The sequence below is a fragment of the Lapillicoccus jejuensis genome (assembly GCF_006715055.1).
Classification (GTDB): Bacteria; Actinomycetota; Actinomycetes; order Actinomycetales; family Dermatophilaceae; genus Lapillicoccus; species Lapillicoccus jejuensis.
This window is the reverse complement of sequence record NZ_VFMN01000001.1, coordinates 2,753,968-2,780,512: the sequence shown is the minus strand read 5'-3', so window position 1 is coordinate 2,780,512 and position 26,545 is coordinate 2,753,968. Positions and strand designations below refer to the sequence as shown.

Here is a 26,545-nt window from a genome sequence, read left to right as displayed (position 1 = left end):
TCGCGCACGGTACGGTCAAGGGGTGACGGACCGCCCCGTGCCGGCTGCCGGGACCCGGTCCCTCGTCCGCGTCCTGCGGGCCGCGCTCGCCGCCCCGAGCCCGCCCAGCCGCGCCGACCTGGCCACCGCGGTGGGGACGACCCGCGCGACCGCCTCGCGGCTGGCCGACGAGCTCGTCGCGGCCGGCCTGCTCGACGAGACGACCCCGACGTCGCGCGGGCGGGGCCGGCCCGGGACGCCCCTGCTCCCCGGAGCGGGCGTGGCCGCCCTCGGCCTGCAGGTCGACGTCGACCGGCTCGTCGCCCTCGTCGTCGACCTGCGCGGCGCCGTCCGGGCCCAGGAGGTGCTCGAGGCCGACCTGCGCGGCTCCCGGCCGCGGCCCACCCTGCTGCGCCTGTCCCGCCTGGCCACCCGCGCGCTGCGGCAGGCGCCCGGGGTCCGCGTGGTCGGCGCCGGCCTGGCACTGCCGGGCATCGTCGGCGCCGACGGGGTCCTCCTGCGCTCCCCCAACCTCGGCTGGACCGACCTGCCGGTGCGCGACCTCGTCGCCCCGCTGACCGGGCCCCTGGCCCCGGTGCCGGGCAACGAGGCCGACCTCGCCGCGGCGACGCTCAGCTCGCTCGCCCCCGGCCGGCCGGGCCGGCACCGCGACCTGGTCTACCTGTCCGGCTCGACCGGGATCGGCGGCTCGGTCGTCCTCGACGGGCGCCCGGTGCGCGGGCGCCACGGGTGGGCCGGCGAGGTGGGGCACGTGACCGTCGACCCCTCCGGGCCCGACTGCCCCTGCGGCTCCACCGGCTGCCTCGAGCAGTACGCCGGTGCGCGGGCGCTCGCCCGGGCCGCCGGCCTCGACGAGCACGCCGGCACCGCCGTCGTCGCGGCGCGCGCCCGTGCCGGCGACCCGGAGGCCGACGCGGCCGTCGAGCGCGCCGCGCACGGGCTCGGCGTCGCCCTCGCCGCCGTCGTCAACCTGCTCGACGTCCCGGTCGTCGTGCTCGGCGGCCACCTGCGCGAGCTCGGCGAGCTGCTGCGCCCGACCCTCGAGGCGACGCTCGCGCGGCGCGTGCTGTCCGCCGCGTGGTCCCCGCCGCTCGTCGAGGTCGCGCCGGACACGCCGCACCCCGCCGCGCTCGGGGCGGCGTACGGCGTCCTCGACCGCCTCGTCGCCGACCCGCTCGGCGCAGCCCTCCCCGGCCGGTGACCCGGCGCCCCTCCCCGACGGACGCCGCGGCCGAGTCCCTCACGGCCGCAGCGGTGCTCGTCGCGACGACGATGCTCGCGTGGGCGCGGCTGTCCCCCGTCGCCCGCGACACCCTGTGGGCCGAGGACGCGACCCGCTTCCTGCACGAGGAGCAGCGCGACGGGCTGGCGAGCACGCTGCTGCGGCCCTATGCCGGCTACCTGCACGTCGTCCCCCGGCTGCTCGCCGCGGTCGTGCTGCGCGTCGCCGACCTGCCCCACCTCGCGGCGGCGGTGACGGCCGCGAGCTGCCTCGTGTCGGGGCTGGTCGGTGCGGCGCTCGTCGTCCTCACCCGCGGGCTCGTGCGCCGGCGGACGGCGCGGGTCGTCATGGGCCTGTCGGCGGCGGCGCTGCCGACGCTGCCGCACGAGACGCTCGGCAACCTCGCCAACCTGCACTCGGTGCTGCTCGTCCTCGCCCCCGTCCTCTTCCTCGCCCGCCCCCGCGGGCGGCCTGCGGCGCTCGGCTGCGCGGCCCTCGCGGCGCTCGTCACCCTCACCGAGATCCAGGCGGCGCTGTTCCTGCCGCTGCTGCTGCACGAGCGGCACGACCGGCGCCGGTGGCCGGTGGCCGCCGCGGCCGTGGTCGGCGCGGCCGCCCAGGTGGTCGCCACGCTCACCAGCCCGCGGACCACGACGCCGTACGGCGCCTCCCCCGCGTCGGTCGCGCTGGGCTACCTCGCGGTGCCGCTGCCCGAGGCCTGGTCGGCGCGCACCTCGGTCGTGGCGTGGCTCGTGCGCGAGCAGCGGACGGCGTACGTCGTCGTGGCCGGCGTGCTGCTCCTCGGCGTGCTGCTCCTCGCGGCGACGCGGACCCGCGGCCGCCGACGCCTCCTCGTCCTCGCGTGCGTCCCGGGGTCGGTGGCGACGTGGTCCGCGGCGCTGGTCCTCAACGGCCGGCCCGGAGCCGACGTGAGCCGGTGGGGCGCGACGGACTTCGCCGGGCTGCCGCTGGCGCGGTACGCGTCGGTGAGCGCCTCCCTCCTCGTCCTGGGCCTGCTCGTCCTCGCCGACGCCCTCGCCGACGGCCCGGAGGAGGGTCCGGTCCGGCGGCGGGCCGGACGGGTCGCGCTCGTCGCGCTCGTCGGGTCGCTCGTCCTCGGGTGGGCGACGTCGGGGGCCGTGCCGTCGCTGCGCGACGCCGGCCCGGCGCTGCCGCCGCAGGTGCCGGCGCTCGTGGCGGCCTGCCGGTCGGTCGACCCTCCGCCGACGGTGCGGCTGCTAGCCGCCCCGGCCGACCAGGGGTACTGGACGCTGCCGCTGCCCTGTGCGGACGTGCGGGCCACGGCCTCCGCGAGGTGAGGGATGCTCCTATGGATGTCAAATGGTCTGTAGGGCCGGCGACGGCTGAAGTCGTGGGTTGAGGACGTAGTAGATCTCCCGGGCGATGAGGCGCTTGAGGCAGCGGATGATGTCCTTCTTGCTCAGGCCTTGCTCGGTTCGGCGGTGCATGTAGGCCTGGGTGCGAGGGTCCCATCTCAGCCGGCACAGCACGACCCGGTACAGGGCGGCGTTGGCCTGACGGTCCCCTCCCCGGTTCAGGCGGTGGCGGTGGGTCCGCCCGGACGAGGCGGGGATCGGCGCGACGCCGCACAGCATCGCGAACGCGGCTTCGGAGTGGACCCGGTCGCTGTTCTCTCCGGCGGTGACCAGCAGCTGACCGGCCACGTCGGCGCCGACGCCGTTCAACGCGACGAGCTGGGGGTTGATCGCGGCCACGAGGGGGTCGATGACCGCGTCGAGGTCGGTGATCTCCTCACTGAGGGCGTGGTGGCGGCGGGCCAAGGCCCGCAGCGCAGTCTTGGTGGCCTGCTCGGGGTCACCGACCCGGGTCAGGTCCGGGCGCAGCCCGGCGCACGCTGCCAGCAGCTGCCGCGTCGGCAGGCCCCGCAGTCGCGCGCGTAGCGGCTCGGCCGCGGTCACGATGAGGGTCTTGATCCGTCGCTGGCAGTCCGCGCGCTGGTCGATCGCGCTGCGCCGGGCCACGCGCAGGTTCCGCAGCGCCTCGACCCGCCCGTCGCGCACCTTCGGGACCCCGGTGCGGGTGCGCGCTAACGCGGCCAGGGCCGCGGCTTCGGCGTCGAGCGGGTCGGACTTGCCGGCGCTGCGGCGCGCCCGCCGGTCGGGACGGTCGATCTCGAGCAGCTGCACCTGTTCGGCCCGCAGGTGGCGGGTTAGGCCGGCGCCGTACGCGCCGGTGCCCTCGACCCCAACCACCACCACCGTCCCGAACGACCGCAGCCACGCCAGCAGCGCCGCGTACCCGCCCGGGTCGGCCGGGAACGTGGCATGCCCGAGCAGCCGCCCGACCGGGTCGAGCGCGGCCGCCGTGTGGGTGTCAAGGTGGGTGTCCACCCCACCAACCACCTGACCGGGCTCGCGCTGCTGGTCCAGCTGCGGATCCGGATCCGCCTGCTGGTCTCGCCGATGGTTTGTCGTGGTGCCGCGTGCGATGGTGGTCATCGCCGTCCTCTCTCACTCTCGAACGGTGGGTGGGCGGCATGCACCATCCGAACGAGTGGACAAGACAGTGATGGGTGCCTGCTGGCACAGGCTCCTATGAGGTCACAACCCTCGGACGATGAGTGCCGTGAGACCCCGCGCCGGGACCGACCGACAGATCCCGTTGAAGACCTCAAGTCAGTCAGGCGGCGAGTCAGGACGACCCGGCGCGGGGGCCCGCACCCATCATCACTGTCAGGCGGCGCCGACGGCGACCGCGTCGCGGGCGTCGGCCGGGCGCAGCGGGCCGGCGACGGCGAGCAGCGCGCGCGCCTGGTCGAGCGGCACGGGGCGCGACCACAGGAAGCCCTGCCCGAAGCGGCACGAGGTGGCGCGCAGCCACTCGGCCTGCCCGAGGTGCTCGACGCCCTCGGCGATCGTCGCGAGGTTGAGGCTCTGGCTCATCGCGATGATCGAGCGGGTGAGCGAGGCGTCGTGGTCGTCGTCGGTGACGTGGTCGACGAAGGACTTGTCGACCTTGACGACGTCGACGGGCAGCCGGCGCAGGTAGGCCAGCGAGCTGAAGCCGGTGCCGAAGTCGTCGATGGCGATCCGCACGTCGAGCCGGCGCAGCACCTCGAGGCGCGAGCGGATGAGCTCGAGGTCGCCGAGCAGCATGCTCTCGGTGATCTCCAGCAGCAGGCAGCTCGGCGGCAGCCCGCTGTCGCGCAGCGCCGCGACGACCTCGTCGCCGAACCCCTCGCTCGTCAGCTGCGCCGCGGCGACGTTGACCGAGATGGTCACCCGGCGGGTCGGGGTCTGGAAGGTCGCGGCGGCCCGGCAGGCCTCGCGCAGCACCCAGCGCCCCAGCGGCACGATGAGGCCGGTGCGCTCGGCGGTCGGGATGAAGTGGACCGGGCCGAGCAGCCCACGGGTCGGGTGCTGCCAGCGCACGAGGGCCTCGAAGCCGGCGACGACACCGGTGGCGAGGTCGATGGTGGGCTGGAAGTGCACGACGAGCTGGTCCTCCTCGAGGGCCCGCGCGAGGTCGGAGCGCAGCTGCAGCTCCTGCAGCGCCTGCTCGTGCAGCGCCGGCTCGTAGAGGGCGACGCAGCCCTTGCCGCGCTCCTTGGCCAGGTACATCGCGACGTCCGCGTTGCGCAGCAGGTCGGCGGCGGTGAGCTCGCCGGCGTCGGTACGGGGCGCCGTACGGGCGTCGGGGCGGGGGTCGGGGCGCGGAGCCCGGCGGGGCTCGGGGCGCCCGGCCGACGCACCACCGGTGACGGCGAGACCCACGCTCGCGCCGACGACGACCTGGCGGCCCGCGACGACGATGGGTTCGCCGATGGCGTCGGCCAGGCGCTCGGCGAGCGCGGCGGCCTCGTCGGCGGAGGCGCCCTCGACGAGGACGGCGAACTCGTCGCCGCCGAGCCGGGCGACGGTGTCGCCGACGCCGGCGACGGCGCGGATCCGCTCGGCGACGGTGACGAGGACCTCGTCACCGGCGTCGTGCCCGGCGCTCTCGTTGACGTCCTTGAAGTCGTCGAGGTCGCACAGGACGACGGCGACCTCGTCATCGGTGGCGCGGCGGCGCTGCAGCGAGTGGGTGAGCCGGTCGTGGAAGAGGCGGCGGTTGGACAGCCCGGTCAGCGGGTCGTGCAGGGCCTGGTAGCTGATCTGGCCCTCCAGCTCGACGCGCTCGGTGACGTCGCGCAACGTGAGGACGTAGCCCTCGATCGCCTCGTGGGCCAGCAGGTTGACGAGGTTGCCCTCGACGTGGAGCAGGCGGCCGTCGGCGTGCCGCAGGCGCAGCCGCACCGGGTGGTCGTCGTCCGGCGCGGTCGTCACGAGCAGCCGGGCCAGCAGCGGCGCGTCCTCGGGCGCGACGATGGACAGCAGGGTCCGCCCGGTGAGGTCCTCGGCTCGGAGCCCGACGACGCCCTGCGCCGACGCCGTCGCGTAGGTGACCGTCGTGTCGGAGCGCAGCACCGTCACGAGGTCGGAGGTGTTGTGCACGAGCGCGGCCAGGCGCTGCTCCCCCGCGGCGGCGGCCTGCTGCTCGGTGATCTGGCGCTGCAGCTCGCGGTGCCGGCCGACGAGGCGGCGGAACCAGACCGTCCAGCCGAGCGAGACGACGACGAGCAGCGCGACCCAGATGAGGTCGGCCTGCACGTCGATGGTGCGCGACCGATCGGTCAGCAGCCGGTCCAGGCGGGCGGCGGCGGACCGCGTCGCCGTGAGCCGCTGCGCGTCCGTGGGGGCGGCGCGCAGCGACGTCACGGCGTCACGCAGCGGGACGAGCTCGTCGGCGGCCACGCCGGCGGACGCGAGACGGGGCAGGGCCTCGTCCACCAGCGTCACGCTCCGCGGACCGTCGACCTCGCTCACCGCGCTGACGAGCCGACCGACGACACGCTCCTGCTCGCGGACCCCCTGGCCCCGCGAGTAGACGGCGTGCAGGAAGCCGAACTCGGACACGACGAGGAGCAGCGTGACGACGACGGTCAGCGACTTGCGGGCGCGCTCGCGGAAGCTGGTCCTCATCCGCGATCCGTCCTTCCGTCGCCGGCAGCGCCTCCGTGCTCCGCTCGTGCTCCTCTTCCATCGGGAGCGAACGCCGTGACCTGAGCGGAAACCGGAGGAAGGTGCCGCGGAGGCACACTGCGTGGGTGCTCGCCCTCCTCACCACCACGACCGCCCCGTCCATGGCGTGGCTGCCCGCGCGGGGCGTGGGCGCGCCGGGCGGCGGCTACCACGGGCCGCTCCGGGCGTTCGGGGTCGTCGCCCTCATCGTGGTGGTCTTCGCCGTCGTGCTCCGCTTCTACCGCCGGTAGCCCACCGGTCCCGGCCCCCGTCGCCACCGTGGTGCGCGGACGCCGGGCGGCGTCAGTGCCGGCCGAGCACCTCGTGCGCCAGGTGCTCGGCCGGCTCGAGCTGCAGGGTGGAGTGCTCGACGTCGAAGTGCCCCGCGAGGCACTCGAGCGCCCGGTCGAGCAGCTGCGGGGCGTGGCCGTCGCGGTAGCAGCCGTCCTCGACGACGACGTGCGCGGACAGCGCCGGCAGCGAGCTGGTGACGGTCCACACGTGCAGGTCGTGGACGTCGACGACGTGGTCCAGCTCGAGCAGGTGGGCCCGGATCCCGTCGAGGTCGGTGCCCACCGGCGCGGCCTCGAGGAGGATCTCCCCGGCCTGGCGCACGAGCGCCCACCCCGCGTGCAGCATGAGGGCCACAACGACGAGCGAGGCGATCGCGTCGGCGCGGGTCCACCCGGTGAGCAGGATGACGACGGCGGCGACGGCGGTCCCGATGAACCCGTAGAGGTCGGTGACGATGTGCCGGTAGGCGCCCTCGACGTTGAGCGAGGTCCGGTTCGCCTTGGCGATGAGCCAGGCGGCGACGAGGTTGACGACGACCCCGGCGAGCGCGACGGCCAGCACGGGTCCGCCGGCGACGGGCGGCGGGTCGAGCAGGCGGCGGACGGCCTCGACGGCCAGCACCGCCCCGAGCACGAGCAGGGTCACGCCGTTGAGCAGGCCGGAGAGGATCTCGCTGCGCTGCAGCCCGAAGGTCCACCGCCCCTGCGCCGGGCGGCCCGCGAGGGTCAGCGCGACGAGGGCCAGGGCGATGGCGGCGGCGTCCGTGAGCATGTGCGCCGCGTCGGAGAGCAGCGCGAGCGACCCGGACAGCACGGCGACGACGACCTCGAGGACGAGGTAGGTCACCAGCAGCGCCAGCGCGAGCGAGAGGTAGCGCCGGTCGGCGTCGCGGCTCACGCCGTGGTCGTGGCCTCCCCCACCGCCGTGGCCGTGCCCGGCGGGCGCGCCCTCGTGGCTCATCGGGACACCCCCGTCGCCCCGTCCGCGGTGGGGCACAGCACGACCGCGTCGCCCGTCGCCGCGAGCAGTCGCTCGGCCGCCCGGAGCAGCTCGACGAGCTCGGGGTGCACGAGCGAGTAGAAGGACGAGCGGCCCTCGGCCCGGGCGGTGACGAGCCCGCAGTCGCGCAGGCAGGCCAGGTGGGCCGAGACCGTCGACTGCGCGAGCCCGAGGTGGGCGGTGAGGTCGACGACGCGGTGCTCGCCGGAGAGCAGGTGCTGCACGATGAGCAGCCGTACGGGGTCCCCCAGGCTGCGGAACATCGCCGCGGCGGCCGCCATCGCGGAGGGCTCCTCCGACGGGATCCGCGGTGGTGAGGGGCGCCGTACGGCCACGCTCGATGTCATCGCCATACGACGATGCTAGCAGGAACCAGCGATCCCCCTGTGGCGCCCCGAGAACCCCTGACACCACCCCTGACCTGCGCGGACTATGCCGTGCCCCACAGGGTGGGGCACGGCATAGCGCCCGCGACCAGGGCGCCGTACCGCGCCCCAGGCCTGCTCGGAGGTGGGCGGGCGGCAGGTCCGCCGCCGGGGGGGGAGACGGACCGCCACCGGCTGCGGAGGGACGCTGCACCGGCCGGTGAGCGAGGCCCACCTCGGCAGAGTGCTCGCCCGGTGATGTTTGAGAAATTACATCTGGACCATTCGATGGTGTCGATGTAAGACTGCAAACACCCGACCTCCAGGAGCAGTGCCATGGCCGCAGCGCCGCCACCCCCGTCGTCCCCCGGGCGCGGTCCCACCGCCCGGCGCGCGGTCGCCCCGGTCGCCGCGCTCGCCGCGGTCGCCGGCATCGCCCTCGCCGGCCTGCTCGGCCTCGGGACGACGCCGCCGGCGACGGCGTCCGGTTCGGGCTCACCCGCACCCGTCGCGACCGCCTCGTCGACCGTCGACCCCGCGCTGCGGGCCCGGCTGCCCGAGCAGATCCGGGCGGCGGGCGTCGTCCGCGTCGCCACCGACGTGCCGTACCCGCCCTTCGAGATGTTCACCTCCCCGGGCAGCACGCGGATGACGGGCCTCGACTACGACCTGGGACAGGCCATCGGCGGGGTGCTCGGCGTGCGCTTCGTCTTCGGCGAGCAGAAGTTCGACGGCATCGTGCCCGCCATCCAGGCCGGGAAGTACGACGTCGTCATGTCGGCCATGACCGACACCCGCCAGCGCCAGAAGGTGCTCGACTTCGTCGACTACTCCGCCTCCGGGAGCGGCATCCTCGTGGCCGCCGGCAACCCCGCCGGCATCCGCACCCTGCTCGACCTGTGCGGCCGCAAGGTCGCCGTGCAGAGCGGGAGCAAGCAGGCGGCGATGCTCGCCGGTGCCCAGGACCCGTGCACCGCGGCGGGTCGGCCGAAGCCCGTCCTGGCGCAGTACCCGAAGGACACCGACGCCCAGCTCGCCATCGTCAGCGGCGCCGCGGACGCCGACTTCATGGACAAGCCGGCCGCCGGCTACGTGGCCCGGACCGCGGGCGGGGGGACCCGCTTCGAGGTCGTCGACGACCCGGCCGCACCGACCGGGACCGACGCGACACCCAACGGGATCGGCGTGTCCAAGGCGCTGCCGGGTCTCGCGCCGCTCGTCCGGCAGGCGCTGCAGCGGCTCATCGACGACGGCACCTACGGCCGCATCCTCGACGCCTACGGGGAGAAGGGGATCGGTATCCGCACGGCCACGATCAACGGAGGGACGAGCTGATGACCGCACCCGCACCCACCGCCGTCCTCACCGAGGACGTGCCCGAGGAGGTCGTCCCGCTGCGCCATCCGTGGCGCTGGGTCGCGGCCGCCGTCGTCACCGCGGTCGTCGTCGGCGTCTGCTGGTCCCTCGCCACGAACCCCCAGCTGCGCTGGGACGTCGTCGGCCGCTACCTGTTCACCACCCTCGTCCTCGAGGGGCTGTGGACGACGATCTGGCTCACCGTCGTCGCCATGGTCATGGGCGTCGTCGGCGGCACGCTGGTCGCCGTCATGAGGCTGTCGGACAACGTCGTCCTGTCGGGGCTCGCCTCCGGCTTCGTCTGGTTGTTCCGCGGCACGCCCCTCCTCGTGCAGATCATCTTCTGGGGCTACCTCGGCGCGCTCTACCCGCGGCTCGAGCTCGGGATCCCCTTCACCGACGTCACCCTCGTCAGCGCGACCACGAGCTCGGTCGTCACCGGGTCGGTCGCCGCGGTGCTCGCGCTGGGGCTCAACGAGATGGCCTACGCGGCCGAGATCGTGCGCGCCGGCATCCTCGGTGTCGACCGCGGCCAGACCGAGGCCGCCCACAGCCTGGGGATGTCCCCGGCCACGACCATGCGCCGCGTCGTGCTGCCGCAGGCGATGCGCGTCGTGGTGCCGCCGTTCGGCAACGAGACGATCACCATGCTCAAGAGCACCGCGCTCGTCTCGGTCATCTCCGGGCACGACCTGCTGACCAACCTCCAGGACGTCTACTCGCAGAACTTCGAGGTGATCCCGCTCCTGGTCGTCGCGAGCACCTGGTACCTCACGCTGACGTCCCTGCTCTCGGTGCCGCAGCGCTGGCTCGAGCAGCGCTTCTCGCGCGGGACCTCCCCGTCGGTGGCGACCCCCGGCGCCGTCGCCCGCCTCCTCGGGCGCCTCCCGCGACCGGCCGTCCCGGCGGAGGTGCGGCGATGACCGCCATGGTGCGAGCCGAGCGCGTCCGCAAGAGCTTCGGTCCCGTCGAGGTCCTCAAGGGCATCGACCTCGAGGTCGAGCGGGGTCAGGTGCTGTGCCTGCTCGGGCCGAGCGGCTCCGGCAAGTCGACCTTCCTGCGCTGCATCAACCACCTCGAGCGCGTCGACGGCGGTCGGCTCACCGTGGACGGCGAGCTGGTCGGCTACCGACGCGACGGTCACCGCCTGCGTGAGCTGACCGTCCGCGAGACCAGCGCGCAGCGCGCGCGCATCGGCATGGTCTTCCAGCGCTTCAACCTCTTCCCGCACCTGACCGCGCTGGAGAACGTCGTCGAGGCGCCGCTGCGGGTGCACCGCCGGCGTCGTCCCGAGGTCGTCGCCGAGGCCCACGAGCTGCTGGCCCGGGTCGGCCTCGCCGACAAGGCCGACCTGCACCCGGCGGCGCTGTCCGGCGGCCAGCAGCAGCGGGTCGCCATCGCCCGGGCCCTGGCCATGCACCCCGAGCTCATGCTCTTCGACGAGCCCACCTCGGCCCTCGACCCGGAGCTCGTCGGCGACGTCCTCGACGTCATGCGCGACCTGGCCCGCGACGGCATGACGATGGTCGTCGTCACGCACGAGATCGGCTTCGCCCGGGAGGTCGCGGACCGGGTGGTCTTCATGGACGACGGCGTCGTCGTCGAGCAGGGCCCGCCGGACGAGGTGCTGACCCGGCCGCAGCACGAGCGCACCCGCGCCTTCCTCTCGAAGGTGCTCTGAGTGACCGCCCTCGCCACGCTGCTGCGCGACGGTCTCGAGCAGGCGACACCGGCCGAGCGCAAGGTCGGTCGCGTCCTGCTGGCGCAGTTCCCGGCGAGCGCCCTCCAGACGGCCGCCGCCGTCGCGGCGCAGGCGGGCGTCAGCGCGCCGACGGTGATGCGGCTGGTCACCCGGCTCGGCTTCGCTAGTTACCCGGCCTTCCAACGGCAGGTGCGCGAGGAGCTGGCCGCCGGATCCCCGGCCGCCCTGTACGGCACGAGCGACGTCCCCGCGGCCGTGGCCGGCGAGCCTCGCCTGCTCACCGAGCGGACCGCCGAGGTGCAGCGCGAGGCCCTGGCCGCGACCTTCGCGGCCCTGCCGGCCAGCGACCTGGAGACCGCCATCGCGTGGCTGGCCGACGACCGCCGCCGGGTGGTGCTGCACGGCGGCCGATTCAGCGGCTGCGTCGCCGAGTATTTCGCCCTGCACCTGACCCAGCTGCGTGACGACGTCGACGTCCTGCCGTCCGACCCCGTACGGCGCGCCGCGACGCTCGCCGGCCTGACCCGGCGCGACGTGCTCGTCCTGTTCGACTACCGCCGCTACGAGCCGGCGTCGGCCCGGTTCGCCGAGGTGGCCCGCGCCCACGACGCGGGCGTGGTGCTCTTCACCGACCCGTGGCTCTCGCCGGTCACGGCCCACGCCGACGTCGTCCTGCCCACCCGGGTGGACTCGGTGTCGCCGTACGACAGCCTGGTGCCGCTCTGCGGCCTCGTCGAGGCGGTCGTGACCGGCGTGCTCGGCCGGCTGGGGGACGCCGGACGCCGCCGCCTGCAGCGCCTCGAGGACGAGACGCAGCGCTGGAACCTCTACGGGGAGGAGTAGCCCACGGGCGGGGTCACCGCCACAGGCCGACCTCGCGCGCGAACGCGTCGACGACGTGGTCGACGACCCCGTCGAGCGCCCGCTCCACCTCGGTCCGCGAGGCCCCCGCCTCCCCCTCGCCCCACGCGAGCAGCCGCATCAGCCCGGCCGCCTGCTCCGGGCGCAGCTGCGCCCACCGCCGGGCGGCGGTGGCCCGATCGGTCGTCCAGGTCGTGTCGTGGACGCTGACCAGCCCGGCCACCGCCAGCAGCGTCTTGCGCGCCACCGCTCGCCCCGCCGCCGCGGCCGGTTCGCCGTCCAGCCGCTCACGCCAGCGACGCGCGTGGACGGCGATGTCGCCGTTGAACCCGCGCGCGGCCCGCGCGTCGGCGGGGAAGGCGGGCCAGCCGTCGGCGGGGTCGGGCCCCGACAGCACGACCACGTAGTGCCGCAGGAACACCTGGTCGCCATAGGCCGCGTCCGACCCGTCGAGCAGGTGCGCCAGGGGGAGCGCCGCCACCGCCACCTCGCGGCACCGGTCCGCGAAGCGCCCGGTCAGGTCCCGCCCGACGGCTGCGGCGTCCGCGGCGGGCAGCCCGACGGTCAGCAGGTCGACGTCGGACGTCGGGGTGCGGGCCCGCCCGGTCGCCACCGACCCGTAGACCGCGAGGGTCGCCGACGGGTCGAGCGCCCGGACCGCGTCGACGGCGGCGCTCAGCACCGGGCGGTACGGCGGCGCGACCCGGTCGGCACGCACCCCCGTCGTGATCGTGCCGTCGGCCGCCCGGCCCTCCCACGGATCGCGCACCGGACCTCCTCCCGCCCGCGTGGCCACCGGCCCGCCCAGGGTAGGTCCGCACGGCGGTGCGACCGGCCCACTACTGTCCCGGGCATGGCGCGGGTCGTGGTGACGGGTGGGGCCGGCTTCGTCGGGGCGGCCGTCCTCGACGCGCTGGCGGAGCGCGGGGACGACGTCGTGGTGGTGGACTCGCTGCGTCCGGACGTCCACCGCGACGGCGGCACCGCCGCGCGAGGGCGCCTGGACGGACGGCGGATCCCGGTGCGGCACATCGACGTCCGCGACCGGGACCGGCTGGTCCCGGTCGTGCGGGGGTCCGACGCCGTCGTCCACCTCGCGGCCAAGGTGGGCCTCGGGGTGGACCTGTCCGACATCGACGACTACGTGTCCAGCAACGACCTCGGGACGGCGGTCGTGCTCCGGGCCGCCGCCGACGCGGGGGTCCGTGCCGTCGTCCAGGCCGGCTCGATGGTGGTCTACGGGGAAGGCCGCTACACCTGCCCCCGGCACGGCGTCGTCCCGCCCGGGCCGCGCCGCCCCGGGGACCTCGAGGCGGGACGGTTCGAGCCGCCGTGCCCGCGGTGCGGCGACCCCCTCGAGCCCGGCCTCGTCGACGAGGACGCCCCCCTGGACCCGCGCAACACCTACGCCGCGACCAAGGTCGCGCAGGAGCACCTCGCCGCGGTGTGGGCCCGCGAGACGGGCGGCCGGGCGGTGTCCCTGCGGCTGCACAACGTCTACGGGCCGGGGATGCCCCGCGACACCCCGTACGCCGGCGTGGCCGCCATCTTCCTCTCGGCGCTCGCCCGCGGTGAGGCCCCCCGGGTGCACGAGGACGGCCGGCAGCGCCGCGACTTCGTCCACGTCGCCGACGTCGGACGGGCCTTCGCCCGGGCCGTGGGGCGCGCCCTCGAGCCGGACGCCGCGACCACCCTGGCCCCGCACACCGCGCTCAACGTCGGTTCCGGCGTGGTCGGCACGGTCGGCGGGCTGGCCCGCACCCTCGCCGAGGCGGTCGGCGGCCCGGAGCCGGTCGTCACCGGCGCGTTCCGGCTCGGCGACGTCCGGCACGTCACCGCCTCCAGCGAGCGGGCGGCCACGACCCTCGGCTGGCGGGCCGGGATCCCGCTGGCCGAGGGGGTCCGCGACCTCGTCGCCGAGGCGTCGGCACGGGAGGGCTGACGCGTCCCCGACGACGCTCCCGCTCAGCTCGTCCGCGTCGGCAGCACCAGCGCGAACCGGCAGCCGCCGTCGACGTTGACGACGTCGAGGGAGCCCTCGTGGGCCTCGGCGACGCCTCGGGCGATGGCCAGCCCCAGCCCCGCCCCGGCGTCCCCGGGGCTGCGGCCCGGGTCGGCGCGCCACCCGAGGTCGAAGACCCGGGCCAGGTCCTCGTCGGCGATCCCCCCGCACCCGTCGGTGACGGCGACGGCGACCCGGCCGTCGGGACGCCGTACGGCCTCGACGACGACCTCGCCCCCGGCACCGGTGTGCCGGACGGCGTTGCCGACGAGGTTGGTCAGGGCCCGGGTGAGCTCCTCCGCGTCGCCGAGGACGGCGAGCCGGTCGTCGTCGCCCGCCGACCTCAGCCGCAGACCCACCTGCCGACGCTCGGCGTGCGCGGCGAGCTCGCCGACGACGTCCAGGCACAGCTCGACGAGGCTGACCAGCCGCCGGGGGCGCGGCCGGCCCCCGCTCCCGGCCTGCAGCCGCGACACCTCGAACAGGTCGGTGACCAGCCCGTTCATCCGCTCGACGGTCTGACGGATCTGCCGCAGGCCCGTCGCGCGCTCGACCACCCCGTCCTCGAGGCCCTCGGCCAGCGCCCGCAGCCCGGCCATCGGGGTCCGCAGGTCGTGCGACATGAACGCGACGAGCTCCCGCCGGCTCTCGTCGAGCGCACGGGCCCGGCGCTGCGCCTCCTCCAGCCGCCCCCGCGTGGTGGCGAGCTCGGCGGCGAGCGCGGCCAGCTCGGCCGGTGCCCCCGAGGGGCCCGTACGGAGCCCCGCCGCGCCCGGGGGCGCCCCGTCCCCCAGCCCACGCACCTGACTGGCCAGCTCCCGGCTGCTCGTCGCGACCCGTCGACCGAGGACGACGGCCAACCCGACGGCGATGACGACGGCGAGCCCGAGGGCCAGCTGCACCGCGGTCGAGTCGTGCGCCGAGAGGAACATGAGCCGGACGTTGACGACGACCGCGGCGGACACGGCGGCCAAGGGCGTCAGGGCGGCGACGACGACGGACAGCACGAGCGAGCGCGCCCGGACCACCCGCAGCGCGAGGCCGCCGAGGCCGGCCACGAGGGCGCAGGCGACGGCGGTGGACGCGCCGATCGTGACGAGGTCACCCATCGACCGCGACCTGCCCGTCGAACCGGTACCCGGTGCCGCGCACGGTGACGACGCGCCGCGGGTCCGACGGGTCGTCCTCGACCTTCTCGCGCAGCCGCCGCACGTGCACCGTGACGGTCGAGGCGTCCCCGAAGTCCCAGCCCCACACCCGGCGCAGCAGCTGCTCCTTGGAGAACGCCTCGCCGGGGTGGCCCATGAAGTGGGCCAGCAGGTCGAACTCGCGCTGGGTCAGGGTGACCGGGCCGTCGCCGGTCCCGGCGGTCCGCGCGGCGAGGTCCAGCCACAGGCCGTCGCTGACGAGGCGGCGCGGCAGCAGGGGCCGGGCACCCGTCCGCTCCCCCAGCCGCTCGCTCCGGCGCAGCAGCGCCTGCACCCGGCCGACGACCTCGCGCGGGCTGTAGGGCTTGGTGACGTAGTCGTCGGCTCCGAGGTCGAGGCCGAGGAGCCGGTCGTCCTCCTCCCCGAGGGCGCTGAGGACGATGACCGCGCTGTCGTCGTCGGCGTCGCGACGACGCCGCAGCACCTCCAGGCCGGACAGCCCGGGCAGCAGGACGTCGAGGACGACGACGTCGGGGCGCACGCGGCCCCACTGCTGCAGCGCGGTCGGGCCGTCGGCCGCGACGACGGGGTCGAAGCCGGCGCGGCGCAGGTACGCGACGAGGACGCCGGACACGGTCGGGTCGTCCTCGACGACGAGCACACGGGCCACCACCCGCCCGAGCGTAGGCCGCCCGCGCCCCGCGCCCGGTCCCCTCGGCGGTGCGGGCCGCCGGACGTAAGCCTCCCGTCATCGTCGGCCCCCGCCGACGCCGTAGGGCGCCGCCTACCGTCGCCCCATGCCCACGAGCCGACCCGTCCCCGACGCGGGGGTGACCGACCCCGCGAGCACCGTCGACGTCGTGCTGCCCTGCCTCGACGAGGCCGACGCGCTGCCCTGGGTCCTGGGCCGGATGCCCGCCTTCGCCCGGCCCGTCGTCGTCGACAACGGCTCGCGCGACGGGTCCGCGGAGGTGGCGCAGGCCCTCGGGGCGCTCGTCGTCACGGCCCCCGTGCGGGGGTACGGCGCCGCGTGCCACGCCGGGCTCGAGGCGGCCACCGCCGACCTGGTCGCCGTCATGGACGCCGACGCCAGCCTCGACCCCGGCGAGCTGGAGCGGCTGCTCACGGCCCACCGGGCGGGCGCGGACCTCGTGGTGGGACGGCGACGCGCCGTACCGCGGTCGTGGCCGTGGCACCTGCGCCTGGCCAACCGCGTCCTCGCCTCGCGGCTGCGCCGGCGGACCGGGTTGCGGCTCGACGACGTCGGGCCGATGCGGCTGGCCGGACGCCGGGCCCTGCTCGACCTGGGGGTGGTCGACCGCCGCTCGGGCTACCCGCTCGAGACGGTGGTGCGGGCCGCCGACGCGGGCTGGCGCGTCGCGCAGGTCGACGTGACCTACCGGCCGCGGGTCGGGCGCTCGAAGGTCACCGGCACCCCGCTCGGTGCCGCCCGGGCCGTGCGGGACATGAGCCGGGTGCTGGACGCGTGACCCCGGACACGGTGGTCGTGCTCGCCAAGTCGCCGGTCCCGGGCCGGGTCAAGACCCGGCTCACCCCCACCTTCAGCGCGGGCGAGGCCGCGGTGCTGGCGACCGCCGCGCTGCGCGACACCCTCGACGTGACGGCCCGCGTCGGGGCCCGTCGTCGCGTCGTCGCCTGGGACGGGCCGCCGGTGCGGTGGCTGCCCCCGGACGCCACCGTCCTGCCGCAGCGCGGCGACGGGCTCGACGAGCGGCTCGAGCACGTCTTCGCCGACCTGCTCGGCGACCTGGCGCCCCGGGCGCAGCGGCCCACCCTGCTCGTCGGGATGGACACCCCGCAGGTGACGCGCGAGCTGCTGCGGTCCGACTGGGACGGCGCCGACGCGGTCCTCGGTCCCTCCCCCGACGGCGGCTACTGGGCCGTCGGGCTGCGCCGGCCGGTCCCCGGCGCGTTCGCCGGCGTCCCGATGTCCACGCCCACGACCGGCGCCCGGCAGCTCGACCGGCTGCGCTCGCTCGGGCTGCGGGTGCACCTGCTGCCGCCGCTGCTCGACGTCGACGACCCCGCGGACGCCGCCCGGGTGGCGGCGCAGGGGCCGGGCACCCGCTTCGCCCGGGTCCACCGCCGGCTCCTGCGCGACGTGGACCCCGGCACGCTCTTCGAGGCGGCCCTCGCCGGCGCGAGCGTCGAGCTGCTGGGCGCCGACGGGAGCCGGCGCCCGCTCGACGCGGTCCCCTGGCAGGCGATGAGCGACGCCGACGAGCTGGTCGTCGCCCGGTGCGAGCCCCCCGTCCTCGACGTCGGGTGCGGTCCCGGGCGCTTCGTCGGCGCCCTGGCCGGCCGGGGGCTGCCCGTCCTCGGCGTCGACGTGTCACCGGCCGCGGTCGCCGCCACGCTCGGGCGCGGCGCCTCGGCGCTGCGCCGCGACGTGCACGGTCCCCTGCCCGGCGAGGGCCGCTGGGGGACGGTGCTGCTCGCCGACGGCAACATCGGCATCGGCGGCGACCCCGCCGCCCTGCTGGCCCGGTGCCGCACCCTGCTGCGCCCGGGAGCGCTCGCCCTCGTCGAGGTCGACCTCGACGAGGAGGCCGACGCCCTCACCGAGCTGCGGCTGGTCGGGCCGCACGGTCGCCGCTCGCGACCGGTGCCGTGGGCCGTCGTCGGCTCGCGGCGCCTGGTGCGCGAGGCGACCCGGGCCGGGTTCGTCCCCGTCGAGGAGTGGCGGGTCGCGCACCGGTCCTTCGTCGCGCTCCGCTCGGTCGGCTGAGGGCCCCGCCGTCAGCGCAGGCCGCCGGTCGCGAGCAGCGGGACGGCGACGACGACGACCGTGGCGGCCAGGAGCAGCCCGGCGCGCAGGAGGCGCCGTACGGCGGGGCGGCGCACCCGACCCAGGACCCCGACCCCGAGCGCGAGGGCCAGCGGCGCCACGACGGCGTCGTGGACCACGACCCCGGCCGCCAGCCACAGCGCCACCCGCACCCACTGAGCGGGCGGCAGGGTGGTGACGGCGGCGACGGCCCCGACGAGGGCCAGCCCGAGCCCGACCGCGACGAGCGCGACGCGGGCGCGGCGCTCCCCGCGCGTCGCCGGCCGCAGCTCACGAGGTCGGAGCGGGCCGGCGGTCACGACGCCACCTCGAGCGACGCGAGCCACTTGGTCTGCAGCACGCCCGGGCGGTTCGGGGCGATGAGCCGCGCGGGGAAGCCGTGCTCGAGCGGCAGCCGGACCCCGTCGATGCGCAGCGCCACGAGGGTGTCGTCGTGGTCGGCGAACGCGGCCGGGAGCCGGCTGACCCGGTTGGGTCCCGACCGCTCGGTGGAGGTCACGACGAGGTCCTGCCCGGTCGCGCCGACGAGGGCGGTGAGGTCGCGGACCCGGACCCCGGTCCAGGTCGCCGTCGCGCTCCACCCCTCCACGCAGGCGATCGGCAGGACCACGGTGCGCGACGGCAGCGCGGCCAGGTCGGCGGCGCCGACCTCGCGGGTGCCGGCCGGACCGACGACCCGCAGTCGCCACCGCGACTCGTCCACCGCGGTCACGCCGGCCTGGGCCGGGGTGCGGTTGACCGGGACGCCCTGGGGGCTGCGGCTCGGGGTGCGGGACCGCAGCAGCGACACCCGTTCCAGGGCCGGTACGGCGCTCCCCGCGGTGAGCAGCGCGGTCGCCGCGCCGACGCCGAGCGCGCCGCGCAGGAACCAGCGCCGGTCACCCGCCGGGCCGTGCACGGGGCTCACCGCAGCCCCGTCCGGGCCCGGTCGGCCGGGTCCTCCAGCGGCGCGGTCAACGCGTCCCGGATGACCGGCAGCTTGATCGCGACGTGGGTCGCGATGGCCCCGACCGCCACCCACGCGAGCGCGAAGTGGGCCTGGCGGAAGCCGAAGCCGAGGACGGCGTACCACTGGGCGACGTTGACCAGCCCGCTGAGCAGGAGGAAGAACGCGCTGGCCACGAGGACGCCGGTGGCGAGCCGCTCGAGCGCCCGCAGCGGGCCGCCGAGCAGCGGGCGCTCGAAGAGCCGCGGGTAGGCGGCGTACATCTTGGCCAGCAGCAGCGGCAGGCTCGCGGTCCCGGTGACGACGTGCAGACCCTGCGTCACCCGGTAGCCCCACGCCGGGCCGGTCGGCAGGACGAGACCCGCGACGGGGTCCTGCTGCAGGTGGCTGACGACCCCGGTGACGAAGCAGACGAGGAAGGCCGCGGCGAGCCAGACCCCCAGGCGGGCGGTCAGACCCGGCCCGTGCAGCGGTGAGCGGAAGTCCTCGGGGCGGGGTGGCTGGGGCACGTCGTCGACGCTAGGAGCCTTCGGGTGCGCCGTGCGCCGGCGAGGCCTTACGCGTCGGTGACGTCGGTCGGTGCCGGGCAGGTGGTGGGGGCGTGGACGGCCGAGCGGCGGCAGAGTGTGCGGGTGCGCATCCTGCGGGTCGCCCTCGCCGCGGCGGTGGTGACCGCCGCCTGGGCGGTGGTCGCCGGCCTCGTCGACGACGGCCGCGGGCCGCGACCGCTCGTGCTCCTCCTGCTGCTGTGGGTGCTCGTGCTCGCCCTGACCGGGTGGGTGCTGCGCGGACCGTCCCCCCGGCACGTCCTCGTCGTCGTCGGCCTCGCCGCGGCGGTGGTGCAGCTGCCGGGGCTGGCGCACCCGCCGCTGACGAGCAGCGACGCGTACCGGTACGTGTGGGACGGGCGGGTGCAGCTGGCGGGCGTCTCGCCGTACCGGTACGCGCCGCTCGACGACCGGCTGGCCGGGCTGCGCGACCCGGTCCTCTTCCCGGGAATCGGCCCGGCGCAGCGCTCGGGCTACCTCACCGAGCCGGTCCCGACCGACCGGGCGGACCTCGCGGCGAGGGCCCGCGACGACGCGCGCACCCGGATCAACCGGCCCCGGGTGCCCACGGTCTACCCGCCGGTCGCCGAGGCCTGGTTCGCCGCCGTCGCCGCGGTGACGCCGTGGTCGGCCGGCACCCTCGGGCTGCAGGTGGGCTCCGCCCTGCTCGCCGTCGGGGTCGCCGTCGCCCTGGCCGCCCTGCTGCGCCGGGCCGGGCGCGACCCCCGCCACGCCCTGTGGTGGGCCTGGTGCCCGCTCGTCCTGCTGGAGACCGGCAACGGCGCGCACGTCGACGTCCTCGCCGGCGCCCTGCTCGTCGCCGCGGTGGCGCTCACCGGGACCGGGCCGGGGCGCGGGCGCCGGTGGCTCCCGGGCGTGCTCGTCGGTCTGGCCGCGGGGGTCAAGCTCGTCCCCCTGCTCGTCGTCGCCGGGCTGTCGCCGGTCCTGCGCCGCCGGTGGTGGCCGGGCCTGTCGGCGCCGCTCGCCGCCGTGGGGACGCTCGCGGCGACGTACGCCCCGCACGTCGCCGTCGCAGGAACCCTCGTCCTGGGATACCTCCCTGGCTACCTCCTCGAGGAGGACGCCGCCGGTCGCTCCGCGACGCTGCGGCTGCTGCTGCCCGCCGCCGCCGTGCCGTGGGCGACCGCCGTCGTCATCGCCGCCGCGACGCTCCTCGCCGTCCGGGGGGCCTCCCGCCGGCCGGTGACGACCGCCTCCGTGGCGACGGCCGGCGCGACGTCGTACGGCGTCCTGCTGCTGGCCACGACGCCGACCTACGGCTGGTACGCCGTCCCGCTCGTGGCTCTCGCGGTCCTCGCGGGGAGGGGCGAGTGGTTCGCGGTCGCCGTCGCCGGCGAGGTCGCCTACCTCGGGCTCGGCGTGCCGGGGCTGGTCACCGGCGCGTGGTGCACGGCGACCGCCGTCGTGCTCGCGGCGGGCCTGCTGCGCCGTCGCGCCACCCACGCCGCCGCCCGCCGCAGCGACGGCAGCGCCGCGACGACGAGCACGACGAGCGCGACCTCGACGTAGGCGTCGCCGACGACGTGCTGCCACCACGTCCATCCCAGCTCGCGCCCGCCGCCGGACGGCAGCAGGGACGACGGTCCGACGAGGAACAGGGCGAACGGGACCGTCAGGGCGAGCCGGGCCGGCAGACCCCGGGCCCGGGCGACCGCCCACGGCAGGGCCGGCACCACCCACACCCAGTGGTGGGTCCACGAGACGGGCGAGAGCAGGAGCCCACCGGCCGCCGTGCACAGCAGCGCCCCGAGGTCGTCGCCGCGCCGGGTCCGCTCGGCGACGGCCGCGACGACCAGGCCGAGGACCGCGGCGGCCACCGCCGCCGTCACCCACCCCGGCGCCTGCGGCGCCATCCGCGCGAGGACCCCGGTCAGCGACTGGTTGGCCGCGGTGGCCGGGGGCCCGACCCGCGACGCCGACGTCACCACCCCGCCCAGCCAGTAGTCACCGCTGTCGCGGGGCAGCACCACCGCGCCGACGCCCTGGGCGACGGCGAACACCCCCAGCGCCGTGGCGGCCGCTCGGCGGTCCCGACGGACCAGCAGCAGCACGAGGAAGACGAGCGGGACCAGCTTGACCGCCGCCGCCAGCCCCAGCAGGAGACCGCGCGGGTGCCGGGTCCGGACCGGCAGCACGTCGGCCACGACGAGGACCATGAGCAGGAGGTTGACCTGCCCGAAGAAGAGCGTGGAGCGCACCGGCTCGAGGGCCAGCGCGGCGGCGACGACCAGGATCCCGAGCAGACGCGTCCGGGGAGCGCCCGTGGACGTGAAGCCGATCGACGCGGTCGCGAGCCGCAGCGTGAGCAGCAGCGCCGCCACCCCGCCCAGCGTCACCACCGCCGTGGCGAGCGCGGACGGCAGCAGCGCCGACCGGCCCAGGACGAGCGCGGCGACGGGCGGGTAGGTGAACGGCAGCCCCACGCCCGACCCCCACGGGTACCCGGCCGCGTAGAGCGGCAGCCCGCGCCCGACGACCCGGCCGGCCGTGCGGTAGACCTCGAGGTCGACGGCGCGCCCCCCGAGCCGCGGCACGAGGCCACCGACCACCAGCACGGCCCCCAGCAGCACCCGGTGCGCGCCGCGCGACCACGCGGGCGCCAGCGTCCGACTCGGCACCTCTGCACGGTAGGAGCCCACGGCGCCGGCCCGGGGCGACGACGCCTTACGGCCCGATGACGGCCCGGGGTGGGACTGGACAGCCCTGGCCGCGGGGTCGGACGCTGACCCTGGCGCGGCCGGGCGCCGACGGTGACGTTCCCAGGAAGGCACATCGATGATTACGACGACGGGCACTTTGCCCGACTACTCCGACCTCTCGGCGCTCTTCGTCAACTGCACGCTCAAGCGCTCGCCCGAGACGAGCAACACCCAGGGCCTGGTCGACGCCAGCGCGCACATCATGCGCGAGCACGGCATCCAGGTCGACGTGGTCCGCGCCGTCGACCACGACATCGCGACCGGCGTGTGGCCGGACATGCGCGAGCACGGCGCCGCCACCGACGACTGGCCGATGATTTTCGAGAAGGTCCTCGCGGCCGACATCCTCGTCCTCGCCGGCCCGATCTGGCTGGGCGACAACAGCTCGGTGATGAAGCGGGTGCACGAGCGGCTGTACGGCGGCTCGCACCTGCTCAACGACGCCGGGCAGTACCTCTACTACGGCCGGGTCGCGGGCTGCTTCATCACCGGCAACGAGGACGGGATCAAGCACTGCGCGATGAACGTCCTCTACACGCTGCAGCACATCGGCTACACGATCCCGCCGCAGGCGGACGCCGGGTGGATCGGCGAGGCCGGCCCCGGGCCGTCGTACCTCGACCCGGGCTCGGGCGGCCCGGAGAACGACTTCACCAACCGCAACACGACCTTCATGACGTGGAACCTCATCCACCTCGCCCGGCTGCTCAAGGACGCCGGCGGCATCCCCGCCCACGGCAACCAGCGCTCGCAGTGGGACGCCGGGTGCCGGTTCGACTACGAGAATCCGGAGTACCGCTGACGGCCGCGACGACCCTCAGCGCTTGAGGAGCTGACGAGCCATGACGACCCGCTGCACCTGGTTGGTGCCCTCGTAGATCTGGGTGATCTTCGCGTCGCGCATCATCCGCTCGACCGGGAAGTCGCGGGTGTAGCCCGCGCCGCCCATCAGCTGGACGGCGTCGGTGGTGATCGACATCGCGACGTCCGACGCGTACGCCTTGGCCGCCGCCCCGAAGAAGGTCAGGTCCGGGTCCTCGCGCTCGCTCTTGGCGGCGGCGACGTAGACCATCTGCCGGGCGGCCTCGAGCTGCATCGCCATGTCGGCGAGCATGAACTGGACGCCCTGGAACTCGGAGATGTGCTTGCCGAACTGCTGCCGCTCCTTGACGTAGGCCAGCGCGTGGTCCAGCGCCCCCTGCGCGATGCCGACGGCCTGGGCCCCGATGGTGATCCGCGTGTGGTCGAGGGTGCGCAGCGCGATCCTCAGCCCGTCGCCGACCTCGCCGACGACCCGGTCGCCCGGCAGCCGGACCTTGTCGAAGTGCAGCTCGCGCGTCGGGCTGCCCTTGATGCCGAGCTTGCGCTCCTTCTCGCCGAAGGTGAAGCCCTCGTCGGACTTCTCGACGACGAACGCGGTGACGTTCGCCCCGCGCCGCCCGTCGGGGTCGGTGACGGCGAGCACCGTGTAGTACTCGGAGACCCCGGCGTTCGTGATCCACGACTTCTGCCCGGTCAGCACCCAGTCGTCGCCGTCGCGCACGGCCTTGGTCCGCATCGACGCGGTGTCGGACCCCGCCTCCCGCTCGGAGAGCCCGTAGGAGAACGTCGTCCGCCCCTCGGCCAGCGGCGTGAGGTAGCGCTGCTTGACGTCCTCGCTGCCGGCCAGCTGCACCGGCAGCGACCCCAGCTTGTTGACCGCCGGGATGAGCGAGCTGCTCGCGCAGGCCCGCGCGACCTCCTCGATGACGAGGCACACGGCCAGCGCGTCGGCACCGACGCCGCCGTACGCCTCCGGCACGTGCGGGGCGAAGAAGTCGCTCGCGACGAGCGCGTCGTGCGCCTCCTGCGGGTAGCGCGCCTCCTCGTCGACCGCGGCGGCGTACGGCGCGATCTTGTCCTCGGCGACGGCGCGCACGGCCTCGCGGATGGCCAGGTGGTCCTCGGTGAGGGTGAAGAGGGGGAAGTCGGCTGCGCTGCTCACAGCGCCAGATGTTACCTGCGGGTACGGCGGCGTACGGCGCGCCTCAGCGCGGTAGGCCGAAGGTCACACCGGCGAGCTCCTCGACCTGGTCGAAGAGGGCGTTCTGGACGGCCGCGTCGTGCGAGGCGTCGGTCGAGCCGACCACCCGCGGCGCGCCCGTCATCTCGGCCGGTCCCCCCGGGCCGACGTACGAGCCGCCCGGCAGGTCCGGGTCGGTGGCCGCCATGAGGGTCGGCCAGGCTCCGGCCTCGGCGCTCTGGATGCCGATCCCCGTGCGCGCCACCAGGTCCTGCAGGCCCTTGTTGAGGCGGGCGAACGGACCGGCGGCGTGCTGCTGGAGGTTGGTCGAGGAGTAGCCCGGGTGCGCGGCCACCGACCGCACCGACGACCCGGCCAGCGTGAGGCGCCGCTGCAGCTCGTAGGCGAGCATGAGGTCCGCGAGCTTGCTCTGCCCGTACGCGCTCCACCGCCGGTAGCGCCGGTGCTCCCAGTTGAGGTCGGCCAGGTCGATGCTGCCGAACCGGTGCATCATCGAGCTCAGCCACACCACGCGGTCGGTCACCTGCGGCAGCAGCCGCGCCGTGAGCGCGGCGTGGCCGACGACGTTGGTGCCGAGCTGGCTCTCGAAGCCGTCGACGGTCCGCGAGAGGGGCGGCGCCATGACCCCGGCGTTGAGGACGAGGACGTCGACCTCGCCGTCCAGCCCGTCGGCGAAGTCCCGGACCGACGCCAGGTCGGCCAGGTCGAGGGCGCGGACCTCCGCCGCGCCCCCCACCTGCTCGCGCGCCACCTCGCCCCGCCGCGGGTCGCGGCAGGCCAGGACGACGCGAGCGCCCCTGCCGGAGAGGACCTTCGAGGCCTCCAGGCCGATGCCTGAGTTGGCGCCGGTGACGACGACGGTGCGCCCGGTCTGGTCCGGGACGGCGTCGATCGACCAGGACCGGGTGCCCGTCGCCACGTCAGCCGCGCAGCTCGGGGACGACGGTGCGCTCGAACAGCTCGATGCCGGAGGTGTCGTACGCCGCCTCGGTGAAGTAGGTGATGGCGTAGGTCATCCCCTTGTCCTGCAACGCCGTGAGCGACTCGACGATCTGCTCCGGGGTGCCGACGGCGGGGCCGGTGCGCAGCCCCTCGACCTGCCCGTCGACGACGTCCTGCGGGATGCCGGCCTTGAGGTAGTGGTCGCGCGTCCAGTCGATCCGGTCCTGCACGTCCTTCTCGGTCTCGCCGATGACGACGTTGTAGTTGGCCGAGCGCACGATCGAGCCGAAGTCGCGACCGAGGTCCCGGCAGTGGCCCTCGAGGACCTCGCTCTTGTGCACGAACCCCTCGAGGGAGCCGTCGAAGTTCGTGTAGTCGCCGTACTCCGCCGCGATCTTGAGCGTCACCTTCTCGCCGCCGCCGGCCACCCACATGGGGATGCCGTTGTCGCTCGAGCCCGGGGACGACGTGCCCTGCAGCGGCCGCGGCGAGCAGATCGCGCCGTCGACCGTGTAGTACTTGCCCGCATGCGTCGCGCTCCCCTGCGTCCACATCTGCCGGAAGATCTCGACGCCGTCGCGCAGCGCGCCGAGCCGGTCACCGGCCTTCGGGAAGCCGTAGCCGTAGGCGCGCCACTCGTGCTCGTACCAGCCCGCGCCGATGCCCATCTCGACCCGGCCGCCGCTGACGACGTCGATCGTCGCGGCGACCTTGGCCAGGTAGGCGGGGTTGCGGTACGCCATGCAGGTGCACATCTGGCCCAGGCGCACCCGGGAGGTCGCGGCGCCGTACGCCGCCATGAGCGACCACGCCTCGTGCGTCGCCTCCTGCGAGGGGACCGGGACGGTGTGGAAGTGGTCGTAGACCCAGATCGACTCCCAGTCGGGGTTCTCGTCGGCGCGGGTGGCCAGACCGAGCATGGTGCCCCAGTGCTGGGACGGGTCGATGCCGACGAGGTCGTGCCGCCAGCCCTGGGGGATGAAGAGACCGAAACGCAAGGGGTGTCGCCTTCTCTCACACTGTGTGGGGTGCGCCCGGTGGGGGCCGCGTCCCTCACCCTACGAGCGCGCCGGACCCCCGGCACCCGTGCGCCGCTCGCGCAGCGCCGCGCCCTTGGCGTGCGCCCGGTCGCGCAGGTCGGCCTGGAAGGCGACCATCGCCTCGCGCAGGCGTCTCGCGTCCTCGCCCTCCCCCGCGCCGAGGATCCGGGCGGCGAGCAGGCCGGCGTTCCGCGCCCCGCCGACCGAGACGGTCGCGACCGGCACCCCGGCCGGCATCTGGACGATGGAGAGCAGCGAGTCCATCCCGTCGAGGTACCTCAGCGGCACGGGGACACCGATGACCGGCAGCGGCGTCACCGCGGCGAGCATCCCGGGCAGGTGCGCGGCGCCGCCGGCGCCGGCGACGATGACGCGCAGGCCGCGCTCGGCGGCCTGCTGGCCGTAGGCGAGCATCTCCTGCGGCATCCGGTGCGCCGAGACGACGTCGGCCTCGTAGGGCACGCCGAGCTCGTCGAGCGCGAGCGCGGCCTGCTCCATGACGGGCCAGTCGCTGTCGCTGCCCATG

26 protein-coding genes and 1 pseudogene are annotated in these 26,545 nt (G+C 75.8%); 12 read left to right on the top strand and 15 right to left on the bottom strand.

Annotated features, from left to right (window positions below):
- The first annotated feature begins 22 nt into the window (after positions 1-22).
- Both FB458_RS13010 and FB458_RS13005 read left to right on the top strand, forming a co-directional pair.
- The gene (locus tag FB458_RS13010; protein ID WP_141848866.1) at positions 23-1,201 is read left to right on the top strand and encodes an ROK family transcriptional regulator; all 1,179 of its coding nucleotides are present in this window, start codon (positions 23-25) and stop codon (positions 1,199-1,201) included.
- Complete coding sequence (locus tag FB458_RS13005; protein WP_141848865.1) at positions 1,198-2,541, top strand: hypothetical protein; 1,344 nt, start codon at positions 1,198-1,200, stop codon at positions 2,539-2,541. The genes FB458_RS13010 and FB458_RS13005 overlap by 4 nt, the downstream gene beginning before the upstream one ends.
- Before the next feature lie 18 nt (positions 2,542-2,559).
- On the opposite strand, the gene FB458_RS13000 is transcribed toward FB458_RS13005, so the two are convergent.
- Together FB458_RS13000 and FB458_RS12995 are read right to left on the bottom strand one after the other, a co-directional pair.
- A complete protein-coding gene (locus tag FB458_RS13000) occupies positions 2,560-3,702 on the bottom strand; it encodes an IS110 family RNA-guided transposase (RefSeq protein ID WP_246061097.1) in 1,143 nt (380 codons plus the stop codon).
- A 234-nt stretch (positions 3,703-3,936) separates the two neighbouring features.
- Complete coding sequence (locus FB458_RS12995; protein ID WP_141848864.1) at positions 3,937-6,225, bottom strand: putative bifunctional diguanylate cyclase/phosphodiesterase; 2,289 nt, start codon at positions 6,223-6,225, stop codon at positions 3,937-3,939.
- 125 nt (positions 6,226-6,350) lie between these two features.
- Here FB458_RS12995 and FB458_RS21375 point away from each other — a divergent pair, with 125 nt between their 5' ends.
- Entirely contained in the window at positions 6,351-6,515 is a 165-nt protein-coding gene (locus FB458_RS21375; protein ID WP_170185673.1) for a hypothetical protein, read from the top strand.
- A gap of 52 nt (positions 6,516-6,567) precedes the next feature.
- Here the strand turns inward: FB458_RS21375 and FB458_RS12990 are convergent, their stop codons facing one another.
- Complete coding sequence (locus FB458_RS12990) at positions 6,568-7,518, bottom strand: cation diffusion facilitator family transporter (protein WP_141848863.1); 951 nt, start codon at positions 7,516-7,518, stop codon at positions 6,568-6,570.
- On the bottom strand, positions 7,515-7,910 hold the full coding sequence (locus FB458_RS12985; RefSeq protein ID WP_141848862.1) for an ArsR/SmtB family transcription factor: 396 nt from the start codon (positions 7,908-7,910) through the stop codon (positions 7,515-7,517). Before FB458_RS12985 ends, FB458_RS12990 begins: the two co-directional genes overlap by 4 nt.
- A 348-nt stretch (positions 7,911-8,258) precedes the next feature.
- On the opposite strand from FB458_RS12985, the gene FB458_RS12980 reads away from it, so the two are divergent.
- From FB458_RS12980 to FB458_RS12965, 4 genes are read left to right on the top strand one after another with little or no spacing between them, the layout of a single operon-like run.
- Positions 8,259-9,257, top strand: coding sequence for an ABC transporter substrate-binding protein (locus FB458_RS12980; protein ID WP_141848861.1), 999 nt, complete (start codon positions 8,259-8,261; stop codon positions 9,255-9,257).
- Positions 9,257-10,201 (top strand): amino acid ABC transporter permease, encoded by a 945-nt coding sequence (locus FB458_RS12975; protein ID WP_141848860.1) that lies wholly within the window; start codon positions 9,257-9,259, stop codon positions 10,199-10,201. Before FB458_RS12980 ends, FB458_RS12975 begins: the two co-directional genes overlap by 1 nt.
- Positions 10,198-10,959 carry an amino acid ABC transporter ATP-binding protein gene (locus FB458_RS12970; protein ID WP_141848859.1) on the top strand — a complete coding sequence of 254 codons (762 nt, stop codon included), beginning with the start codon at positions 10,198-10,200 and terminating at the stop codon, positions 10,957-10,959. Before FB458_RS12975 ends, FB458_RS12970 begins: the two co-directional genes overlap by 4 nt.
- The gene (locus FB458_RS12965; protein ID WP_141848858.1) at positions 10,960-11,823 is read left to right on the top strand and encodes a MurR/RpiR family transcriptional regulator; all 864 of its coding nucleotides are present in this window, start codon (positions 10,960-10,962) and stop codon (positions 11,821-11,823) included. It begins immediately after the preceding gene.
- Positions 11,824-11,836: 13 nt separating this feature from the next.
- Here FB458_RS12965 and FB458_RS12960 read toward each other — a convergent pair whose 3' ends face one another.
- Entirely contained in the window at positions 11,837-12,610 is a 774-nt protein-coding gene (locus tag FB458_RS12960) for a nucleotidyltransferase domain-containing protein (protein ID WP_141848857.1), read from the bottom strand.
- 84 nt (positions 12,611-12,694) lie between these two features.
- Between FB458_RS12960 and FB458_RS12955 the strand changes: the two genes are divergently transcribed.
- Positions 12,695-13,783: an NAD-dependent epimerase/dehydratase family protein gene (locus tag FB458_RS12955; RefSeq protein WP_141848856.1), complete on the top strand. Its 1,089-nt coding sequence runs from the start codon at positions 12,695-12,697 to the stop codon at positions 13,781-13,783.
- Positions 13,784-13,806: 23 nt separating this feature from the next.
- Here FB458_RS12955 and FB458_RS12950 read toward each other — a convergent pair whose 3' ends face one another.
- A complete protein-coding gene (locus FB458_RS12950) occupies positions 13,807-14,952 on the bottom strand; it encodes a sensor histidine kinase (protein WP_141848855.1) in 1,146 nt (381 codons plus the stop codon).
- Positions 14,945-15,664, bottom strand: coding sequence for a response regulator transcription factor (locus FB458_RS12945; protein ID WP_342778056.1), 720 nt, complete (start codon positions 15,662-15,664; stop codon positions 14,945-14,947). Before FB458_RS12945 ends, FB458_RS12950 begins: the two co-directional genes overlap by 8 nt.
- A 124-nt stretch (positions 15,665-15,788) precedes the next feature.
- Between FB458_RS12945 and FB458_RS12940 the strand changes: the two genes are divergently transcribed.
- Together FB458_RS12940 and FB458_RS21645 are read left to right on the top strand one after the other, a co-directional pair.
- Positions 15,789-16,481, top strand: a complete 693-nt coding sequence (locus tag FB458_RS12940) for a glycosyltransferase family 2 protein (RefSeq protein WP_141848854.1) — start codon at positions 15,789-15,791, stop codon at positions 16,479-16,481.
- Complete coding sequence (locus FB458_RS21645) at positions 16,478-17,740, top strand: DUF2064 domain-containing protein (RefSeq protein WP_141848853.1); 1,263 nt, start codon at positions 16,478-16,480, stop codon at positions 17,738-17,740. The genes FB458_RS12940 and FB458_RS21645 overlap by 4 nt, the downstream gene beginning before the upstream one ends.
- Positions 17,741-17,751: 11 nt before the next feature.
- Here the strand turns inward: FB458_RS21645 and FB458_RS12930 are convergent, their stop codons facing one another.
- The 3 genes from FB458_RS12930 to FB458_RS21635 are packed head-to-tail and all read right to left on the bottom strand — an operon-like array spanning position 17,752 to position 19,255.
- The gene (locus FB458_RS12930; protein WP_141848852.1) at positions 17,752-18,099 is read right to left on the bottom strand and encodes a hypothetical protein; all 348 of its coding nucleotides are present in this window, start codon (positions 18,097-18,099) and stop codon (positions 17,752-17,754) included.
- A complete protein-coding gene (locus FB458_RS21640) occupies positions 18,096-18,707 on the bottom strand; it encodes a molybdopterin-dependent oxidoreductase (RefSeq protein WP_211356034.1) in 612 nt (203 codons plus the stop codon). The genes FB458_RS12930 and FB458_RS21640 overlap by 4 nt, the downstream gene beginning before the upstream one ends.
- A complete protein-coding gene (locus tag FB458_RS21635) occupies positions 18,704-19,255 on the bottom strand; it encodes a hypothetical protein (protein ID WP_211356033.1) in 552 nt (183 codons plus the stop codon). Before FB458_RS21635 ends, FB458_RS21640 begins: the two co-directional genes overlap by 4 nt.
- 24 nt (positions 19,256-19,279) lie before the next feature.
- On the opposite strand from FB458_RS21635, the pseudogene FB458_RS22140 reads away from it, so the two are divergent.
- Positions 19,280-20,302: pseudogene (locus FB458_RS22140) on the top strand (glycosyltransferase family 87 protein); the annotation flags it as partial.
- A gap of 356 nt (positions 20,303-20,658) precedes the next feature.
- Here FB458_RS22140 and FB458_RS22135 read toward each other — a convergent pair.
- Positions 20,659-21,933 (bottom strand): glycosyltransferase 87 family protein, encoded by a 1,275-nt coding sequence (locus tag FB458_RS22135; RefSeq protein ID WP_141848850.1) that lies wholly within the window; start codon positions 21,931-21,933, stop codon positions 20,659-20,661.
- A gap of 157 nt (positions 21,934-22,090) precedes the next feature.
- On the opposite strand from FB458_RS22135, the gene FB458_RS12910 reads away from it, so the two are divergent.
- Complete coding sequence (locus tag FB458_RS12910; RefSeq protein ID WP_211356032.1) at positions 22,091-22,816, top strand: flavodoxin family protein; 726 nt, start codon at positions 22,091-22,093, stop codon at positions 22,814-22,816.
- A 15-nt stretch (positions 22,817-22,831) separates the two neighbouring features.
- Here the strand turns inward: FB458_RS12910 and FB458_RS12905 are convergent, their stop codons facing one another.
- The 4 genes from FB458_RS12905 to purE are packed head-to-tail and all read right to left on the bottom strand — an operon-like array spanning position 22,832 to position 26,544.
- Positions 22,832-23,998, bottom strand: a complete 1,167-nt coding sequence (locus tag FB458_RS12905) for an acyl-CoA dehydrogenase family protein (protein WP_141848849.1) — start codon at positions 23,996-23,998, stop codon at positions 22,832-22,834.
- A 43-nt stretch (positions 23,999-24,041) separates the two neighbouring features.
- Entirely contained in the window at positions 24,042-24,956 is a 915-nt protein-coding gene (locus FB458_RS12900) for an oxidoreductase (protein WP_141848848.1), read from the bottom strand.
- A gap of 1 nt (position 24,957) precedes the next feature.
- Entirely contained in the window at positions 24,958-25,977 is a 1,020-nt protein-coding gene (locus tag FB458_RS12895; RefSeq protein WP_141848847.1) for an LLM class F420-dependent oxidoreductase, read from the bottom strand.
- 60 nt (positions 25,978-26,037) lie between these two features.
- On the bottom strand, positions 26,038-26,544 hold the full coding sequence (purE, locus tag FB458_RS12890) for a 5-(carboxyamino)imidazole ribonucleotide mutase (protein ID WP_141850554.1): 507 nt from the start codon (positions 26,542-26,544) through the stop codon (positions 26,038-26,040).
- Position 26,545 lies beyond the last annotated feature (1 nt).

Excerpts from the sequence above, each read along its gene's own strand:
- FB458_RS12910 (WP_211356032.1), top strand. The coding sequence starts at position 22,091 with ATGATTACGACGACGGGCACTTTGCCCGACTACTCCGACCTCTCGGCG.
- FB458_RS12980 (WP_141848861.1), top strand. The coding sequence starts at position 8,259 with ATGGCCGCAGCGCCGCCACCCCCGTCGTCCCCCGGGCGCGGTCCCACC.
- purE (WP_141850554.1), bottom strand. The coding sequence starts at position 26,544 with ATGGGCAGCGACAGCGACTGGCCCGTCATGGAGCAGGCCGCGCTCGCG.
- FB458_RS12950 (WP_141848855.1), bottom strand. The coding sequence starts at position 14,952 with ATGGGTGACCTCGTCACGATCGGCGCGTCCACCGCCGTCGCCTGCGCC.
- FB458_RS12955 (WP_141848856.1), top strand. The coding sequence starts at position 12,695 with ATGGCGCGGGTCGTGGTGACGGGTGGGGCCGGCTTCGTCGGGGCGGCC.
- FB458_RS12940 (WP_141848854.1), top strand. The coding sequence starts at position 15,789 with ATGCCCACGAGCCGACCCGTCCCCGACGCGGGGGTGACCGACCCCGCG.
- FB458_RS13000 (WP_246061097.1), bottom strand. The coding sequence starts at position 3,702 with ATGACCACCATCGCACGCGGCACCACGACAAACCATCGGCGAGACCAG.
- FB458_RS12990 (WP_141848863.1), bottom strand. The coding sequence starts at position 7,518 with ATGAGCCACGAGGGCGCGCCCGCCGGGCACGGCCACGGCGGTGGGGGA.
- FB458_RS12975 (WP_141848860.1), top strand. The coding sequence starts at position 9,257 with ATGACCGCACCCGCACCCACCGCCGTCCTCACCGAGGACGTGCCCGAG.
- FB458_RS12995 (WP_141848864.1), bottom strand. The coding sequence starts at position 6,225 with ATGAGGACCAGCTTCCGCGAGCGCGCCCGCAAGTCGCTGACCGTCGTC.
- FB458_RS12970 (WP_141848859.1), top strand. The coding sequence starts at position 10,198 with ATGACCGCCATGGTGCGAGCCGAGCGCGTCCGCAAGAGCTTCGGTCCC.
- FB458_RS12985 (WP_141848862.1), bottom strand. The coding sequence starts at position 7,910 with ATGGCGATGACATCGAGCGTGGCCGTACGGCGCCCCTCACCACCGCGG.